This window comes from Azospirillum sp. B2RO_4 (genome assembly GCF_051124815.1).
Taxonomy (GTDB): Bacteria; Pseudomonadota; Alphaproteobacteria; order Azospirillales; family Azospirillaceae; genus Azospirillum.
In genome coordinates this window covers 223,858-241,407 of sequence record NZ_CP118491.1, presented here as the reverse complement: position 1 = coordinate 241,407, position 17,550 = coordinate 223,858, and the positions used below count along the sequence as shown (strand labels likewise).

The following is a 17,550-nucleotide window of genomic DNA, read 5'->3' as shown; positions in this document are numbered from 1 at the left end:
GTCCGGCGCAATTTGGGGCGGGATTTGCAGTCATCAGGGGAAAGGGGCGGGGCGGCGAACCGCCCCGCAGGTTCCCTTTTGGCCAGGGCTCAGCGCGGAGCCAGCACCATGACCATCATACGACCTTCGACCCGGGGCATCTGCTCGACCTTGGCGATGTCCTGGAGCTGGTCGCGCACGCGGACGAGCACGTTCAGACCGAGATCCTGGTGCGCCATCTCGCGACCGCGGAAGCGCATGGTCATCTTGACCTTGTCGCCTTCCTCGATGAAGCGGATGGCAGAGCGCATCTTCACGTCATAGTCGTGATCGTCGATGTTCGGCCGAAGCTTGATTTCCTTCAGCTCGATGATCTTCTGCTTCTTCCGCGCCTCGTTGGCCTTCTTCTGCTCCTCGAAACGGAACTTGCCGTAATCGAGGATCTTGCAGACGGGCGGATCGGCCTGGGGCGCCACTTCGACGAGGTCGAGGTCGGCATCCGCGGCGGCATCCAGCGCTTGGCGGAGCGGCACCACGCCGACCATCTCGCCGTCGGCGCCGACGAGGCGGACCATACGGGCGGTGATTTCACGGTTGAGGCGCGGGCCTTCGCGGACGGGGTCCGCGTCGTAGAGCTTGGCTATGGTGATCTCCTGTGGTCGTGGATGGGTAGAAAGGGACGAGCCCGGGCCGAGAAGCTCAGCCCAGGATGTCGAGCACAATCTGCCGCACTTCGCTCCGGGTCAAGCCGGACGGCTCCGGATCGGAGCGGAAATCGGCCTTTTTGCCCTCGACTGCGGCGAATTGGCCTGCCGAAAGGCGGGTGGCGGCCAACTGGGCCGGCGCAAGCGCGGACTGGGCGGCGAAATGGGCGGCGGACTGCGAAAGGTCGGAAACGATCTGGGTCGTCATGAAAATCCTCCAGGCCGGATGGGCGGACCGATGGACTCGGTGCCGGCCGGCTCTTCGTTGTGCGTGTCGTCGTAAAACGGGAACCGTCGCTGCGCGCTGCGCCGCAAGAGGCTCCGATAAAGCGGAACAGCCCCCGGTACGGGCATGTTCCAAAAGGCAGGCGTTCCCGGAAAAGGCTCCCTCCCGCCGGGACGGGAAAGGTGGGGAACGCACCGCGCGGGCGGTTTTCGGCCTCTCCCCAGATGGGTGCCGGAGTCCGGTTTTTCAAGCGTTCCGCCCCGCCCCTCCGTCCGGCCACCGGACCAGCAGGGAACGCGGAAGCCCCGCCGTGGTTTCGTCTCCACCGGTACAGCGGGTCTGATGGTCGGGCCGGCCCGTGACGAAGGAGGGGTGGCGATGCGGTGGCAGGGCGGACGGGAAAGCGAGAATGTCGAGGACCGCCGCGGGCAAGGGGGTGTCGGCGGCGGCTTCGGAGGGGGATTCGGCGGCAGGGGCGGCGGCATCCGCATCGGCAAGGGCGGGCTGGGCATCGGCGGGGTCGTCGTCGTGCTGCTGGTGTCGATGGTGCTGGGGGTCGACCCGTCGGTGCTGCTTGGCGGCGGCGATCAGGCGGACCGCAGCACGGCCGGGCGGACGCAGATCGGCGAGGCCGCCCCGCGCAGCCAGGCCGACGACGAGCTGAAGCGCTTCGTCTCCGTCGTGCTGGCCGACACCGAGGACACCTGGCAGGGCCTGTTCCAGCAGATGGGGCGCCAGTACCAGGACCCGACGCTGGTGCTGTTCACCGGCACGGTGTCGTCGGGCTGCGGCCGGGCGCAGGCGGCGATGGGGCCCTTCTACTGCCCGATGGACCGGAAGCTCTACATCGACCTCAGCTTCTACCGCGAGCTGCGCGACCGCTTCCAGGCGCCCGGCGACTTCGCCCAGGCCTATGTCATCGCCCATGAGGTCGGCCACCATGTGCAGAACCTGCTGGGCATCTCCGACAAGGTGCAGGCGGCCCAGCAGCGGGCGCGCGGGCAGGCCGAGGCCAACGCCCTGTCGGTGCGGCTGGAACTGCAGGCCGACTGCTTCGCCGGCATCTGGGGCAACCACGCCAACCGCGACCGCCGCCTGCTGGAGCCCGGCGACGTCGAGGAGGCGCTGACCGCCGCCAGTGCCATCGGCGACGACCGCCTGCAACGTCAGGCGCGCGGCACCGTCAGCCCCGACAGCTTCACCCACGGCAGCTCCGCCCAGCGCGTCCGCTGGTTCCGCACCGGCCTGGAAAGCGGCCGGCTGGAAGCCTGCGACACCTTTGGAACGGACCGGCTGTAGCAGGCGCCGACGGATCGGCCGGAACCGGCTCCCGGCACGCATGCGGAACGGGGGGTTGCGCAAAGCCGTGCCGACAGTCACACATTCGGCGATGGCTGGCAGGTTGCCCAGCCCTTCGAAGTGTCGATACGGAACAGCATGATGAGCACAGCGGACACCTCGTCCGATATCCGGGTGCCCGACATCCGGTCTCTGGAAAGCGCCTATCGTGGCCGCAGCGCGCGGGTGGCGGTGGTCGGGCTCGGCTATGTCGGGCTGCCGCTGGCCCTGGCGCTGACCGGGGCCGGCTTCGCGGTCACCGGATTCGACATCGACCCGGCCAAGGCGGCGGCGCTGAATAGCGGGCGCTCCTACATCCGGCAGATCGCCGACGGGCGCGTCGCCGAGGCAGTGGCGACCGGGCGCTTCCGGGCGACGACCGACGCCGGCGAATTCGCCGCCTGCGACGCCGTGATCGTCTGCGTGCCCACCCCGCTGTCGCCGCAGCGCGAGCCGGATCTGAGCTTCGTCGAGGCCTCCACCCGGCTGATCCGCGACCGGCTGCGGCCGGGCCAGCTGGTGGTGCTGGAATCGACCACCTGGCCCGGCACCACCGACGAGGTGATGCGGCCGATCCTGGAGGAGACCGGCCTGGTCAGCGGGCGCGACTTCTTCCTGGCCTATTCGCCCGAGCGCGAGGACCCCGGCAACATCAGCTTCACCACCAGCACCATCCCCAAGGTGGTGGGCGGCGACGACGAGGGCGCGCGGCGGCTGGCGGTGGCGCTCTACGAGCAGGTGGTGCCGCAGGTGGTGCCGGTGTCCGGCACGCGGGCGGCGGAGGCGACCAAGCTGACCGAGAACATCTTCCGCTCCGTCAACATCGCCCTGGTGAACGAGCTGAAGATCGTCTTCGAGCCGATGGGCATCGACATCTGGGAGGTGATCGAGGCGGCGAAGACCAAGCCCTTCGGCTTCATGCCCTTCTATCCCGGTCCCGGGCTGGGCGGCCACTGCATCCCAATCGACCCCTTCTATCTGACCTGGAAGGCGCGCGAGTACCAGATCTCCACCCGCTTCATCGAGCTGGCGGGAGAGGTCAACACGATGATGCCGCGCCATGTGGTCGACCGCCTTGCCCTGGCGCTCGACCGCCGCGCCGGCATCGGGCTGAGCCGGGCGCGCATCCTGCTGGTCGGCATGGCCTACAAGAAGAACGTCGACGACAGCCGGGAATCGCCGGGGCTGCGGCTGATGGAGATGCTGCTGGAGCGCGGGGCGGCGGTCGAGTACCACGACCCCTTCATTCCCGTGCTGCCGGTCACCCGCGAGCATGCGGCGCTTGCCGGCCGCCGCTCCGTCGAGTGGACGGCGGAGCGGCTGGCCGGCTTCGACGCGGCGGTGATCGTCACCGACCATGACGGCATCGACTATCACAGCCTCGCCGCCCATTGCCCGCTGGTGGTCGACACCCGCAACGCCATGCGCGCCGTCGAGGGCATCGAGGGCTTCGCCGACCGCATCGTGAAAGCCTGACGACGGGGCTGGGCGGCCGGCAGATGGAACAGCGTGGAACAGGTTGGGCGCTGCTGTTCCAACGTCTGGCCTGATGCCAGCGGATGGAACAGCGTGAAACACGCCACGCGGTGTTGTTCCATCCGCCGGGCCAGCGGTTGATGGAACGGTGTGAAACACACCGGGCGTTGTTGTTCCATCGGCCAGTTCCCCCTCTCTCCAGGGCGAGAGAGGGATCCGGAAAGAGCGTGGACAGGGAACGGCATGGCGGCGGCTCCGCGACAGTGAGTCCGGCGCCATTTTATAGGAATCAATGCCCGACCGGTGGCGTTAAGTTCAACGCCACCGATCAAGAAGCAAGGGTCAGATCTCGTCGTCGCCGCCGAAATCGCCGCCGAAATCGCCCCAGCCGCTGTCCTCGACCGCCTGTTCCGCGTGGTCGGTGGCGGCGGTCGCCGCGTCGGTGGCCGCACCGGCGGCCTCGGCGGCCACGGCTTCGCCGCCGGAGAACATGCTGGAGAGCGCGCTGCCGATCAGCATGCCGCCGGCCACGCCGGCCGCCGTCTGCATGGCGCCGGCCATGAAGCCGCCGCCGGCCCGCGGCTGCTGGGCATAGCCGGCGACGCGCGGGTCGCCATAGGGAGCGGCACCAGGAGCGGCGGCCGGACGGCCCCAGGGCGAACCCGGCGGCATGGCCGCCTGGGCGGCGGCGGGATGCTGATACTGGGGCTGGGGCTGGGGTTGAGGCTGGGGAGCGGGCCGGCTGCCGCCGCCGAACAGGCTGCCGAACAGGCCGCCGCCACCGGACTGGGCCGGAGCGGCGGGGCGCTCGCGAAGCTGGCGCTCCAGCTCCTCGTTGCGGCCCTGCGAGGCGGCGAGCGCCTGCTCCATCATCACGATGGCCTGGGCCATCAGATAGGGGGCGGCCGGCTGGCGGGCGATGCGCTCGCGGATCAGCGCCTCGGCCTCGGGATCGCGCGGGCCGGATTGCGCCTCGGCCTGATGCAGCTTGGCGAACAGGTCGTCGATGATCTGGCGTTCGGTCTGGTCCATGGCGATGCTCGTTCTCATGAGGAGGTTGCGGGAAAGGCCCGGCCGCCGACGCCGCTCCAAAGGGCCGCAGGGCTGCGGCCGCGCGCCGGAGGGGCGGCGCGCGTCGGGCAGGTGTCGGAAGCGGGAAGGGCCGGGATCGGGGGCCGGCTTTCCGGCGAAGGGGTCGGGGAAAAGGACATCGGTCCCTCCAAGTGCGGTCACGCCCGTCGGCGCAAAAGCAGGTGAAGAGATCCGACATCGCGACCACGTCTAAGTCGCCAGAGGGGCCCGGATCCAGGTGATGAGCACGTGGCCCCGTCCCGCTTTCCTGTCAAGACGGCCCCCGAACAATTTGCGACGCGATGAGGACCGGGACCGGAGCGGGACTTGTCCCGGCAATTCCCCCCACCCTATAAAGGGCGATGGCAACAGTGCAGGAAGCCCTGGTCGCGGCGCTGGATCATCAGGAGGCCGGGCGCTTCGCCAAGGCCGACCTTCTGTATCGCCGCATCCTCGCGGCATCCCCCGGCCATCCCCATGCGCTTCACCTGTGGGGCATCCTGGCGGCGCTGACCGGACGGCCGGAGGAGGCGATCGACCGCATCCGCCGCGCCATCGCCGCCGCACCCGACATCGCCGATTTCCACGTCAATCTGGCGCGGGTCGAGGCCGCGCTGAACCGGCCGGACCGCGCCGCACGCCTCTATGCCAACGCCGTCGCCCTGCAGCCGGAGGCGGTGGAGACGCGCTTCCAGCTGGCCGGGCTGCTGCAGGACCTGGGGCGGCCGGACGAGGCGGAGGAGCAGTATGGCGCCCTGCTGAGGGTGGCGCCGCTCCACGCCAGCATCCACCTGAACCGGGCGCTGCTGCGCGAGGCGCAGGGGCGCTTCGCCGGGGCGCGCGACGGCTTCCGCGCGGCGCTGGTGCTGGAGCCGGCGCATGCCAAGGCGCTGCTGCGGCTCGCCGCCACCGAGCGGGAGCTGGGGCGGAACGATGCCGCCCTGGCCGCCCAGCGCCGGGCGATGACCGTCTCGGATGATCCGGCGGACGCCGGGCTGTTCGCGACCCTCGCAGGCCTGCTGGCGGGAGAGGGGCTGCCCGAACGGGCCGCGCAGGCCGCGCGCATCGCCGTGGCGCTCACCCCCGGCGATCCGGCCTTGTGGAACGAGCTTGCCAACCGGCTGAAGGGCCTGGGGCGGCTTTCGGAGTCGGTGGCCGGCCATGGCCGCGGGCTGGACCTGCTGCCGGGGAACCCGGTGCTGCTGAACAACCGCGCCGACGGCTGGCTGAAGCTGGGCCGTCTGGAGCCGGCGGAAACGGACGCACGGGCCGCCACGACTGCAAATTCCGGCTTTGCGGCAGGCTGGAACACGCTGGGCTCCGTCCTGATGGCGCGGGGAAAGGCCGGGGAGGCGCTGGACGCCTTCGAACAGGCGATCGACGCCGGTGGAGATGCCCCCCAGGCGCGCTTCAACCGCTCCGTGGCCCTGCTGACGCTCGGCCGGCTGGCGGAGGGGTGGGACGGCTATGAGCTGGGCTGGGCCGTACCGTCGGGCCGCTTCCCGCGGGCGGAGTTCCCCCAGCCGCTCTGGGACGGCAGGCCGCTGGGCGACGGCGGCCTGCTGGTGTGGGGCGAGCAGGGGCTGGGCGACGAGGTGATGTTCGCCAGCCTGATCCCGCAGCTGGCCGCGGAGGGGGTGCGGGTGGTGCTGGACTGCGACGCGCGGCTGGCCCCGCTGCTGTCCCGTGGCCTGCCCCCGCATTCGCCAGGTGTCACCGTGGTGGCCCGCCGCGAACCGCCGGACGAACGGCTGACCGCGCCGGACGTGGTCGCGCAGATCCCGGCCGGCAGCCTGCCGCGCCTGATGCGCCGCCGGATCGAGGACTTCGCCGGCCGCCAGCCCGCCTTCCTGAAGGCCGATCCCGGCCGGGTGGCGGAACTGCGGCAACGTCTTGGAGATGGGCGGCGCCTGATCGGGGTGTCCTGGAGCAGCAGGAACGCCGCCGTCGGGCATCTGCGCTCCATCCCGCTCGCCCGGCTGGCGAAAGCGCTGGAGCGGCCCGGCGTGACGCTGGTCAGCCTGCAATATGGCGACGTCGCCGCGGAGGCCGCCGCTGCCGGCGTCACCGATCCGGGGCTGGATGCCTGGGGCGACATCGACGGGCTGGCGGCGCTGATCGCCGCCATGGATCTGGTGGTGTCGGTCGACAACTCGACCGTCCATCTGGCCGGCGGGCTGGGGCGCCCGGCCTGGGCGCTGCTTCCCCATGCCGCCGAATGGCGCTGGATGCAGGGGCGCAGCGACACGGTCTGGTATCCGTCGGTCCGGCTGTTCCGGCAGAGGGCGCCGGGCGACTGGGACGGCGTGCTGCGGGAGGTGGGCGAAGCGCTCGCGGCAGTCTAAGAAAAGCGGGCTGAAGGGGCGGGGCGGAGGCGCAATTTTGCCCCCGCCATTCGGCTTGCCTTTTGCTTTCAAAAGAACATATTGCGAACATCTTCAAGGGAGAGGGAAGCCTCCACGGTGGATGACGCGCTGCTCGACAAGCTCGAAATTCTCGCCGACGCGGCGAAGTACGACGCCTCCTGCGCGTCGTCGGGGGCGAAGCGGCGGACGGGCGGGCCGGACGGCATCGGCTCGACCACCGGGGCCGGCATCTGCCACGCCTATACGCCGGACGGGCGCTGCGTCTCGCTGCTCAAGATCCTGCTGACCAACCACTGCCTGTTCGACTGCGCCTACTGCATCAACCGCCGCTCCTCCAACGTGCGCCGCGCGCGGTTCAGCGTGGACGAGGTGGTGCGGCTGACGCTGGGCTTCTACAAGCGCAACTGCATCGAGGGGCTGTTCCTGTCCTCCGGCATCATCCGCTCGCCCGATTACACGATGGAGCAGCTGATGCTGGTGGCGCGCACGCTGCGGCGCGACCATGGCTTCGCCGGCTATATCCACCTGAAGACGATCCCGGAGGCCAGCCCCTGGCTGATCGAGCAGGCCGGGCTGTGGGCCGACCGGCTGTCGATCAATCTGGAACTGGCGTCCGACCACAGCCTGAAGGAGTTCGCGCCGGAGAAGGACGGCGGCGCGATCAAGGCGGTGATGGGGCAGGTCGGCGAACGCATTCTGGAGGCCAAGGAGGAAAAGCGCCGCTTCTCCCCCGCCGGGCAGAGCACCCAGATGATCGTCGGCGCCGACGCCTCCACCGACCTGTCGGTGCTGGAGACCAGCGACACGCTCTATCGCCGCTATGGGCTGCGGCGGGTTTATTATTCGGCCTTCAGCCCGATCCCGGAGGCGAGTTCCGCCCTGCCGGCCAAGCCGCCGCCGCTCCAGCGCGAGAACCGGCTGTACCAGGCCGACTGGCTGCTGCGCTATTACGGCTTCACGGTGGAGGAGATCGCCGCCGGGGGCGAGGGCGGGATGCTGGACCTCGGCATCGACCCCAAGCTGGCCTGGGCCCTGAAGAACCGCGAGCGCTTCCCGGTCGACGTCAACAGCGCCGACCGCGAGATGCTGCTGCGCGTGCCGGGGCTGGGGGCACGGGCGGTCGACAAGATCGTCGAGGCGCGGCGCCACACCACCCTGCGGCTGGAGGACGTGGCGCGGCTGTCGTCGGGGCTGAAGCGGGCGCGCGCCTTCCTGATCGCCGCCGACCACCATCCGGGCGGGCTGACCGACCGCGCCGACCTGCGGCAGCGGCTGGTGGCGCCGCCCAAGCAGCTCAGCCTGTTCTAGGGGCTTGGTCATGCATCGTGTGGACCTGAAGGACGGCGCCGACCTCGACGGCTTCCGCCGCGCGCTGCGCGGGCTAGTGGCACTTGGCGTCGATCCGGGGGAGGTGGTGTGGAGCGTCGGGGCGGCGCCGTCGCTGTTCGGGGATGACGCGCCCTTGCCGGCGGAGGCGCCGCCGGTGTCGCTGCCGCGGCCGGTGGGGGCGCTGATCGAAAACGTGGTCTGCCACCGCGATCCGGAACGCTACGCCCTGCTGCACCGGCTGGTCTGGCGGGTGCTGCGGGGGGAGCGCGACATGCTCGACCACCATGCCGATCCGCTGGTCCACCGGCTGGCGCTGCTCGACAAGGCGGTGCGGCGCGACCTGCACAAGATGCACGCCTTCCTGCGCTTCCATGAGGTGCGCGACCCCGACGGAACGGAACGCTATGTCGCGTGGTTCGAGCCGGACCATTTCATCGTCGAGGCCACCGCCCCCTTCTTCGTCGAGCGCTTCGAGAGTCTGATCTGGACAATCCTGACGCCGGTGGGCTCGCTGCACTGGGACCGGCGCTCGCTGACCATCGGGCCGGCGGCTTTGAGGCCGGAGGGGCTTGATCGCGACGACCGCTTCGCCGAGGGCTGGCAGCGCTATTACGAGAGCACCTTCAACCCGGCGCGGATGAACCCGACGGCCATGCGGGCGGAGATGCCGCGGAAATACTGGGCCAACCTGCCGGAAACGGCGGCGATTCCCGGCATGATCCGCTCCGCGCCCGCCCGCGTGCAGGCGATGATCGAGGCAGAGGCCGCCGCCCCCCGCCGCCGCAACCCCGCCAAGGCCGTCGCCGCCATGGCCCGGCAGGAGCCGGCGACGCTGGCCGAGCTGAACCGCATCATCCGGGCGGCCGATCCCCTGGTGCCGGGGGCGACGCAGGCCGTGCCGGGCGAGGGACCGGTGGGGGCCGCCATCGCCATCGTCGGCGAACAGCCCGGCGACCAGGAGGATGTGGAAGGCCGCCCCTTCGTCGGCCCGGCCGGCCAACTGCTGACCCGTGCGCTGGAGGAGGCCGGGATCGAGCGCAACGCCGCCTACCTGACCAACGCGGTGAAGCATTTCAAGTTCGTCGCCCGCGGCAAGCGCCGCCTGCACCAGTCGCCGACCGCCGGCGAGGTGAAGCATTACCGCTGGTGGCTGATGAAGGAGCTGGACTTCGTCCGCCCGCGCCTGGTGGTGACGCTGGGCGCCACCGCGGCCCTGGCGCTGACCGGGCGCAGCGTGTCGGTCCTGCGGGAACGCGGGCCGATGGGGTTCGGCGACTGGGAAGGCTTCGTCACCGTCCACCCGTCCTACCTGCTGCGCCTGCCGGCCGGGGAGGCGGCGGAGCAGGCTTATCGCGACTTCGTCGCCGACCTGCGGCGGGCGCGGGGGATGGTGGGGAGACGGGTTGACGGCCTCGGTGGGTATGATCAAGTATGATCAAGTATTCCATGAGGAACCGTCATGGCCGAGATCGAACGTCTGACCATCACCTTGCCGGCCGCCATGGCCGCGGCCGTGAAGGGCGCCGTTGCCGGCGGCGACTATGCGTCGAGCAGTGAGGTCATCCGCGAGGCTCTGCGCGATTGGGCCGTGAAGCGCGCCCTGCAGCGCCAAGAGTTCGCGTCGCTAAAGGCGGACATCGACCGGGGCATGGCCGATCTGGCCGAAGGCCGCCTGACGGACTTCGATGCCGACCGGATCGCCGAACGGGGGAAAGCATTATCCGCCCGCTCCCGCTCCGCCTGACCGAGGCGGCGGAAGCCGACCTTGCGGAACTCTGGGCTCATGTGGCGGCGGAGTCCTCGGAAGCGGTGGCGACCGGCTTCATCCGGGCCATCGAAGCCACGCTTCAGCCCTTGCGCCGCTTCCCTTTATCGGGGGCCGCCCGCGACGAGCTGGCTGCCGGTCTGCGGGTGACCTTCCACCGCACCTACGCGATCTATTATCGGCCGCTGCCGGATGCGGTGGTGATCGTCCGCGTCCTCCATGGCGCCCGCGACGCCGCAGCACTCGCCGTCCGTGGCGAGTTCGAGGACTAGCGTGGGGGTTCTTGCCGGCAATCCCCTCACCCCCGCTCGGGAAACAGTCCCAGCAGCCCGTCGCGCGTGGCGGGGCAGACGCCGCGTTCGGTGATCAGGCCGGTCACCAGCCGGGCTGGGGTGACGTCGAAGGCGTAATTGGCGACCGGGCTGCCGTCGGGGGTGACGCGCACCGTCTCGATCCGGCCGTCGGCGGTGCGGCCGGTCAGTTCGCTCACCTCGCGGCCGTCGCGCTCCTCGATGGGGATGTCGCGCACGCCGTCGGCGATGGTCCAGTCGATGGTCGGCGAGGGCAGTCCGACATAGAAGGGCACGCCGTTGTCGTGCGCGGCCAACGCCTTCAGATAGGTGCCGATCTTGTTGCAGACGTCGCCGGTCGCGGTGGTGCGGTCGGTGCCGACGATGCACAGGTCGACCTTGCCGTGCTGCATCAGATGGCCGCCGACATTGTCGGCGATGACGGTGTGGGGAACGCCGTGATGCTTCAGCTCCCAGGCGGTCAGGCTGGCGCCCTGGTTGCGCGGCCGCGTCTCGTCCACCCAGACATGCAGCGGGATGCCCTGCTCGAAGGCGGCATAGACGGGGGCGAGCGCCGTGCCCCAATCGACGGTGGCGAGCCAGCCGGCGTTGCAGTGGGTCAGCACGTTCACCGGCTCGCCCGGCTTCTTGCGCGCCGCCGCGGCGCGGATCAATGACGCGCCGTGCAGGCCGATGGAACGGTTGATCTCGACATCCTCGTCGGCGATGGCCGCGGCCTCCGCCTCGGCTGCCCCGACGCGCCGGGCTTCGGGGAGCGAGGCCAGCAGGCCGCGCATGCGCTCCAGCGCCCAGCGCAGGTTGACCGCGGTCGGACGGGTCGCCAGCAGGGTGGCGCAGGCCCGCTCCAGCCCGCGGTCGCTGGCGTCGGCGCGCAGGGCGAGCGCCACGCCATGGGCCGCCGCCGCACCGATCAGCGGGGCGCCGCGCACCAGCATGGCGCGGATGGCGTGGGCGGCCTCCTCCAGGCTGGTCAGGCGGACGATGGCGAAGTCGTGCGGCAGCCGGGTCTGGTCGATGATGGCGACGGCCCCCTCGCCGTCCGGCCAGATGGTGCGATAGGCCGTCCCGTCGATCCGCATGACATGACACTCCATCCAAAAACGGACTGGCGAGGGTAGGGGGTGGATGGCCCGGCATCAATCCGCTTGTGGCCGCTTGTGGAGGAAGTCCGCTGTTGCCTTCTCCCGGTCTGCCCGGAATAGTCGCACCGGCTTCAGCGGGGAGAGCAGGGCATGAGCGGTGATGCGGTTGGCGGGGCGGTTGGCGAAACGGTTCTGGGCGTGATCGGCGGCAGCGGCCTGTACGACATCGACGGGCTGGAGAACACCCGCTGGGTCAAGGTGACCACGCCCTTCGGCGACCCATCGGACGAGCTGCTGACCGGCGAGCTGGCGGGGCGGAAGCTGGTCTTCCTGCCGCGCCACGGCCGCGGCCACCGCATCCCGCCGTCGGAGCTGAATTTCCGCGCCAACATCCACGCGCTGAAGCAGCTGGGCGTGACCGAGATCCTGTCGGTGTCGGCGGTCGGCTCGCTGAAGGAGCATCTGCCGCCGGGCACCTTCGTGGTGATCGACCAGTTCATCGACCGTACCTTCGCCCGCGACAAGACCTTCTTCGGCAGCGGGCTGGTCGCCCATGTGGCGCTGGGCCATCCGGTCTGCGGCCGGCTGGGCGACCTGATCGAGCAGGCGCTGGTCGAGCTGGACATCCCGCACCAGCGGCGCGGCACCTACATGGTGATGGAGGGGCCGCAATTCTCCACCGTCGCCGAATCCAACCTCTACCGCAGCTGGGGCTGCGACGTCATCGGCATGACCAACATGCCGGAGGCCAAGCTCGCCCGCGAGGCGGAGATGTGCTACGCGACCGTCGCCATGGTCACCGATTACGACTGCTGGCACGAGGGGCACGACCATGTGTCGGTCGATGCGGTGATCAAGGTGGTGGTCGCCAATGCCGGCAGGGCGCGCGCCCTGGTCTCGGCCCTGGCGCCGAAGGTGGCGGAGCGCGAGGGCGCGTGCGCCCAGGGCTGCCACACCGCGCTGGACAACGCCATCATGACCGCCCCCTCCCACCGCGACCCGGCGATGCTGGAAAAGCTGTCGCTGATCGTGAAGCGCACGCTGGGGTGAGCCGCCACAGGAGAGGGGGCGCCGCAGGCTGCGGATGGATAACCCGCCGGTGAAGTCCTTTCAGCGCCAGGAATGGGCGCGCGGTGCGGCTTGAGATCATGAGTGCGTCAGAGCAGCGCGCGGCCGGCAATGACACGTTTGACCTTCGCAATGGCGCCGTTCAGGGGCGTATTTGGGTGACGCCCGTTTCATCGTGATGACCCCAGTCGCCCAGAAGATGGGCCTCCAACAAAGCCGGGGCGGTTCAGTCAGCGTCGACTTGCCGCTCTTCCCACGGTTCGAACCGCGGCATGATGGCGCCCGCCGCCGTTATACCCGGCCCAAGCCGACGGGCCAGGTCCCGGGAGAAGATCAACGCCCCGGCGGTATTGAGATGCACCGGGTCGGCAAACAGACGGTAGGCGTGTTGGTAGGCCGTATTGGCATCGAAGCGCAGTACCCGCGCGCCCATCGCCGTGCACTGCCGTATGGCGTTGTTCCAATAGGGCATGGCTCGCTGAACGTAGTCGCTCGTTTCCCGGAGATAGAGATCGGTTACCGGTGTCGCGTAGAGCACCAGGCCCAGGTCGTGTGCGGTCACGGTCCGGCAGAAGCGGATCAGGGCCGCCTCGTTCCGCTCCGGCGTCCGGTATTCGAAATAGCGCATGTGGTCGATCCCCGACAACATGGACTGGATAAAGCCGCCGCCGGCCCGCAAGCGGTCCACGCTGTCCGCCAAGTCGGCCGGCGGTTCCGGCTCCAGACCGGACGGCTCGACCGGTTGCTCTGCGGACGCGGGTCCCGTCCTGGAGGCGACGACCGCCGCCAAGGGCCTACTCCACCGATCATGCCGCGCCAAAGGCAGCAGACGCCCCTGGATCAGATTGGACCAATCCCCGCCGATCGGCCGCCAGCCTCGGTAGGGCGCCAACATCCGGTAATACTGCCGGCGCCGCTGTGGCTCGGACCAGGCGTTGTCCAACAGCATGTTCATCGGATCGACGGCGAGGAAGACCAGTCGCAAGCCGCGGGCCCGCGTCAGCATCACCTCCATCAACGCCTCGTTCTCAAGCAAGTCGCGCGAGTTGGCGGCGAAATCGACGCCGGCAATCCCCAGTTCGGAAAAAAGCAGAGCCTTGCCGACCGAGCCACCGAAGTTCACCGCCAGGATATCGCCCTGTTCAAGCCGCCTGAGGCCGGGTGCCAGAAAACGCGCCTCATCGGCGACTTCCGGCAGGACGCGGAGACTGAGCGTGTTCAAGCCCACGATCAGGCCGATGGACAGCAGGGCGGCCAGACCATAGCGCCACGCCGGATAGCGTCGAGAGGATTCGGTCATCGATCAGAACTTGAAATAGAGGAAGCCGCTCTGGCTCAGATCGGCCAGGATCAGGACGCCGATGGCGAACGCCGTGGCGGACAGCCAGCGGACCTCCAGCCACAGCGCATCGATGATGCGTCCGGCCCAGCCGTGCGCGTCCAGCCACTGCCAGATTTCCAGGGCGATGATCGCCAGGATAACGATGGGTACGGTGTACGACTGCGCAGCCGGAACGGCCAGGAGCATGAGAATGTCGTCCAGCCTCAGCGTCGCGATATGTTCGAGGACACGCGTCAACATGCCGAGGTCGCCCCAGGTGAGCGGCATGCCGATCAGAAAGAAGACGACGGTCCAGACGTAAAGCCGTCCCGCCCACTCCCACAGGAACCGCTGCAGGGCGGTGCGCGGACCGATGGCGTTGCGGATGCGCCAGCGTGCCCACCTGCTTTCCGGTATGGCGAGCAGGCCGACCGAACAGCCGGCGATCGCCCATCCCAGCGTCGGGCCGTGCCACAGGCCGATCACCAAACCGGTGATCATCAGGGCGAGCGGACGGCTGGCGGCGACCGACCCGCCCTTGACCAGCGAGCGAAGCAGATAGTCGCGGAACCAGGCGGTGACGGTGATGTGCCAGCGGTACCAGAACCGCATGGTCGAACTGGCCGCGAACGGCCGGTCGAAATTGCGGCTGAGCCGGACGCCGAGCAGCATCGCCGACCCCAGGGCGATGTCCGCATAGCCCGACAGGTCGCAATAATACTGGTAGACGGTGGCCGCCGGGGTCAACAGCACCGCCAACGGGCTGAAATGCAGAGGATCCTGCACGATCGGTGCGAGAATCCGGGCCAGCCGGTCGGCGATGACCAGCTTTTTCGCCAGCCCCAGCACAATGAGGAAGTATGAGGGGCCGACCCACCGCCAATCGAACCGCCGCGATGTCCGGAGCTCGTTCAGCAGATGTCCGGCGCGTTCGATGGGACCGGCGAGCAGTTGGGGGAAGAAGGCGACATAAAGAGCGAAATAGCCGAGATGACGTTCCGCGCGGATGCGGCCACGATAGATGTCGATGGTGTAGCTCAGAGTCTGGAACGTATAGAAGGAGATCCCGAGCGGCAGAATGATGTCGAAGTGAGTGAAATCCGCCGGATCGGCGGCGAACAGCCCGGTGGCGATTTGCCCCGCGACGTCCCATAGGGCCGACGTGTATTTGAAGACGAACAGCAGACCGAGATTGACCAGCAGGCTGACGCCGAGGATCGCCCTGCGGGCGCTTTGGGTCCGCGCAGCCTCCATCCGAAGGCCCACGGCATAGTCGGTGACCGTCGAGAGGATGAGCAGGAAAAGGAAATCAGCACGCCACGCCGCATAGAACAGATAGCTTGAGGCCAGGAGGAGCATCCAGCGAAACCGGTGCGGCAGGGCGAAATGGAGCGCCACCACGACCGGCAGGAAGACCAGATATTGGAAACTGTGGAACGTCATCGTTGCACGCTTTGGTCGGCAGGGGTGGTCGGCGGCAGGGCGTAACGGCTTTCCGGCATCGCGAATCAATCCACGACCAGACCGCCGCCGTTCGTTCCCGCCTCCGCCAGCATGACGTCGCCCGCGGCGCCGCGGCGCCGCGCGGCGAAGGCAAGCAGACGGCGGAGGGTCCGGACATCCTTCGCCCTGGTCAGGTCATAGGCGGCGAGCCGCGGATCGGAGAGGCAAGCGGCCAGCTCCCGTCGGGTCAGGCCTTGCGGGTTGTGCCGCACCAGCCAGTCGGCGGTGAGCGCCGGCGGCGTGAAATGGCGAAGGCCGGGACGTTCGCGGCCGGTGGCGGCACGATCGCCCGCCGACGCGGGAGCGAGCCGGATCCGGCGGCCGTTGAGGTAGGCGATCTCGATGCCTTTCTCCAGTGCGAAGGACAGGGCGCGCTCCAGTCCGTCGATGATCGGCTCGCCCTTGTCGTTCAGCGAGGTGTTGCACAGCATGGGGATTCCGGTGCGTTCATGGAACGCGCGCAGCACGGCGGCCAGGGCCGGGTCGTCCTCGTCCCGCAGCGTCTGAACCCGCGCCGTTCCGTCGAGGTGGCAGACGGCCGGGATCCGGTCCCGGCGATCGGGATGAACCGGCACGGCCTGCAGCATGAAGGGCGACGGTCCGGCGAGGGCGAACCAATCCCGCGCGCATCCGGCGCGCACGATCGGGGCGACCGGCCGCCACCATTCGCGCCCTTTGATGCGGTTCAGCCGGTCCTTGTGGTCCGGGCGTCGCGGGTCGGCCAGCAGGCTGCGATGGCCCAGCGCCCGCGGTCCGATCTCGGCGGTGCCGTCGAACCAGACGACGGGGCCGTTCAGGATGTCGTCGACCACCCGCTCCGGCCCGACCGTCTCGACGCTGGCGACCCGGGGTGCCAGTGGCGAATCGCGCAGAACCCGGTCCAAATCGTTGTGCCGGCGGCCATGGAACGCCGTCCCCAGACGGAATGCCACGCCCTCCCCGGTCCGGTGCGCATGGTGCAGCCCCATGCCGAGCGCAATGCCGGAATCATTGACCACCGGCGGGGCGATGAAGCCGCGGAAGCCGAAGCGGCGCATCAATTGGCCATTGATCGGGCAATTGAGCGCGAAACCGCCGACCATCGACAGATGCACCCGGCTTGCCGCCACGGAGAAGCGTTCCAGCGCCTGCTCGACCGTCCTGGCCACGATGGTGAAGGACGCAGCCTGGACGACCTTCACCAGGGCGGCCGTCCGGATCTCGTCCTGGCTGAACCGCCCATCCGGGCAGCGGAACCGGCCAGGTTCCTCTGCCGCCAGCCGGTCGATCCCCGTCGCGACCTCGTCCAGCCAGTCCAACGCGGCGAAGCGGTCCGCGACCGACCGGATCTCCGGCGGCGGCGGCGGATCAAGCGCGAGCCGGACCGTGCTGGCGCTGCCCAGGGCCATCAACGTCCCTTCCGCCAGACCGCAACGCTCGCGCATCAAGGCCCACAGGATGGCGGGCGACGGCACCGGGAAAAGGGTGATCGCACCCTGGTCGGAGAAGGCGCCGAGATGATGGGGCTTGTCCCACGCATCCTGGTCGATGACGTGATCCGGACCGGCATCCAGCGCCAGACACAGGATCGTCCCCTTGTCGAAGATCTCCGAATCGGCGAGCAATCCGCTGTAGAGGTGGCAGAGGCTGTGATAGGCGACGTCCCGCGGAGGCTCCGGAGTGGCGGCGGCGGGTTCGCCCGGGGCCGACAGGCCCGGCGTGCCGATGATCGCGCGGATGTCGGCCAGTGTCAGCCCTTCCGGAGCCAACGCCTCGGCGATGAAGGCATAGGCCGCCCGCGCGTCCGGAAAGGACAGGGCGTGACCTTTGATGCCGGTCAGCCGTTCGAACTCCCAATAGCGAACCAGCGCCAGCTGGTTTCCGGTCCGTCGCCAAAGCGCCATCGCCTGATCGTGCCGACGCGGGATGGCATAGGCGGCGGCGATGGGAGAAATATCGGCATATATGGAAAGGAAATATTCATCCCGCATTGTGCTGCCGCTTCCCGAGCAAAAGCCGGCCGAGGCCAACC

At 69.3% G+C, this 17,550-nt stretch carries 15 protein-coding genes; 8 read left to right on the top strand and 7 right to left on the bottom strand.

From position 1 onward, the window contains the following. Positions 1–89 precede the first annotated feature (89 nt). Positions 90–554: a translation initiation factor IF-3 gene (gene infC, locus PWS46_RS29395; RefSeq protein WP_012978665.1), complete on the bottom strand. Its 465-nt coding sequence runs from the start codon at positions 552–554 to the stop codon at positions 90–92. Between the two features lie 124 nt (positions 555–678). Further along, a complete protein-coding gene (locus PWS46_RS29390; RefSeq protein ID WP_434625320.1) occupies positions 679–891 on the bottom strand; it encodes a hypothetical protein in 213 nt (70 codons plus the stop codon). 396 nt (positions 892–1,287) lie between these two features. Here PWS46_RS29390 and ypfJ point away from each other — a divergent pair, with 396 nt between their 5' ends. Together ypfJ and PWS46_RS29380 are read left to right on the top strand one after the other, a co-directional pair. Next, positions 1,288–2,208 (top strand): KPN_02809 family neutral zinc metallopeptidase, encoded by a 921-nt coding sequence (ypfJ, locus tag PWS46_RS29385; RefSeq protein ID WP_434625318.1) that lies wholly within the window; start codon positions 1,288–1,290, stop codon positions 2,206–2,208. 141 nt (positions 2,209–2,349) lie between these two features. Then, positions 2,350–3,723, top strand: coding sequence for a nucleotide sugar dehydrogenase (locus PWS46_RS29380; protein ID WP_434625677.1), 1,374 nt, complete (start codon positions 2,350–2,352; stop codon positions 3,721–3,723). Positions 3,724–4,065: 342 nt separating this feature from the next. Here PWS46_RS29380 and PWS46_RS29375 read toward each other — a convergent pair whose 3' ends face one another. Next, positions 4,066–4,755, bottom strand: a complete 690-nt coding sequence (locus PWS46_RS29375) for a DUF2076 domain-containing protein (protein ID WP_434625316.1) — start codon at positions 4,753–4,755, stop codon at positions 4,066–4,068. 401 nt (positions 4,756–5,156) lie between these two features. On the opposite strand from PWS46_RS29375, the gene PWS46_RS29370 reads away from it, so the two are divergent. The 5 genes from PWS46_RS29370 (at position 5,157) to PWS46_RS29350 (ending at position 10,526) form a co-directional block, all read left to right on the top strand. Continuing rightward, complete coding sequence (locus tag PWS46_RS29370) at positions 5,157–7,139, top strand: tetratricopeptide repeat protein (RefSeq protein WP_434625314.1); 1,983 nt, start codon at positions 5,157–5,159, stop codon at positions 7,137–7,139. A 117-nt stretch (positions 7,140–7,256) separates the two neighbouring features. Then, positions 7,257–8,468: a putative DNA modification/repair radical SAM protein gene (locus tag PWS46_RS29365; RefSeq protein ID WP_434625312.1), complete on the top strand. Its 1,212-nt coding sequence runs from the start codon at positions 7,257–7,259 to the stop codon at positions 8,466–8,468. A gap of 10 nt (positions 8,469–8,478) precedes the next feature. Beyond that, positions 8,479–9,924 carry a UdgX family uracil-DNA binding protein gene (locus PWS46_RS29360; RefSeq protein WP_434625310.1) on the top strand — a complete coding sequence of 482 codons (1,446 nt, stop codon included), beginning with the start codon at positions 8,479–8,481 and terminating at the stop codon, positions 9,922–9,924. A gap of 24 nt (positions 9,925–9,948) precedes the next feature. Continuing rightward, positions 9,949–10,233, top strand: a complete 285-nt coding sequence (locus tag PWS46_RS29355; RefSeq protein WP_194910543.1) for a ribbon-helix-helix protein, CopG family — start codon at positions 9,949–9,951, stop codon at positions 10,231–10,233. 41 nt (positions 10,234–10,274) lie between these two features. Beyond that, positions 10,275–10,526, top strand: a complete 252-nt coding sequence (locus tag PWS46_RS29350; RefSeq protein WP_434625308.1) for a type II toxin-antitoxin system RelE/ParE family toxin — start codon at positions 10,275–10,277, stop codon at positions 10,524–10,526. Positions 10,527–10,552: 26 nt separating this feature from the next. Here the strand turns inward: PWS46_RS29350 and mtnA are convergent, their stop codons facing one another. Next, positions 10,553–11,644: an S-methyl-5-thioribose-1-phosphate isomerase gene (mtnA, locus tag PWS46_RS29345; RefSeq protein WP_434625306.1), complete on the bottom strand. Its 1,092-nt coding sequence runs from the start codon at positions 11,642–11,644 to the stop codon at positions 10,553–10,555. Between the two features lie 153 nt (positions 11,645–11,797). On the opposite strand from mtnA, the gene PWS46_RS29340 reads away from it, so the two are divergent. Continuing rightward, the gene (locus PWS46_RS29340; RefSeq protein WP_434625305.1) at positions 11,798–12,697 is read left to right on the top strand and encodes an S-methyl-5'-thioadenosine phosphorylase; all 900 of its coding nucleotides are present in this window, start codon (positions 11,798–11,800) and stop codon (positions 12,695–12,697) included. A gap of 244 nt (positions 12,698–12,941) precedes the next feature. Here PWS46_RS29340 and PWS46_RS29335 read toward each other — a convergent pair whose 3' ends face one another. Genes PWS46_RS29335 through PWS46_RS29325 form a run of 3 tightly spaced genes read right to left on the bottom strand, consistent with a single transcriptional unit; the run spans position 12,942 to position 17,509 of the window. Further along, entirely contained in the window at positions 12,942–14,015 is a 1,074-nt protein-coding gene (locus tag PWS46_RS29335; RefSeq protein WP_434625303.1) for a hypothetical protein, read from the bottom strand. 3 nt (positions 14,016–14,018) lie between these two features. Beyond that, on the bottom strand, positions 14,019–15,548 hold the full coding sequence (locus PWS46_RS29330) for an MBOAT family O-acyltransferase (RefSeq protein WP_434625301.1): 1,530 nt from the start codon (positions 15,546–15,548) through the stop codon (positions 14,019–14,021). Next, a complete protein-coding gene (locus PWS46_RS29325) occupies positions 15,545–17,509 on the bottom strand; it encodes a carbamoyltransferase C-terminal domain-containing protein (RefSeq protein WP_434625299.1) in 1,965 nt (654 codons plus the stop codon). The genes PWS46_RS29330 and PWS46_RS29325 overlap by 4 nt, the downstream gene beginning before the upstream one ends. Positions 17,510–17,550 lie beyond the last annotated feature (41 nt).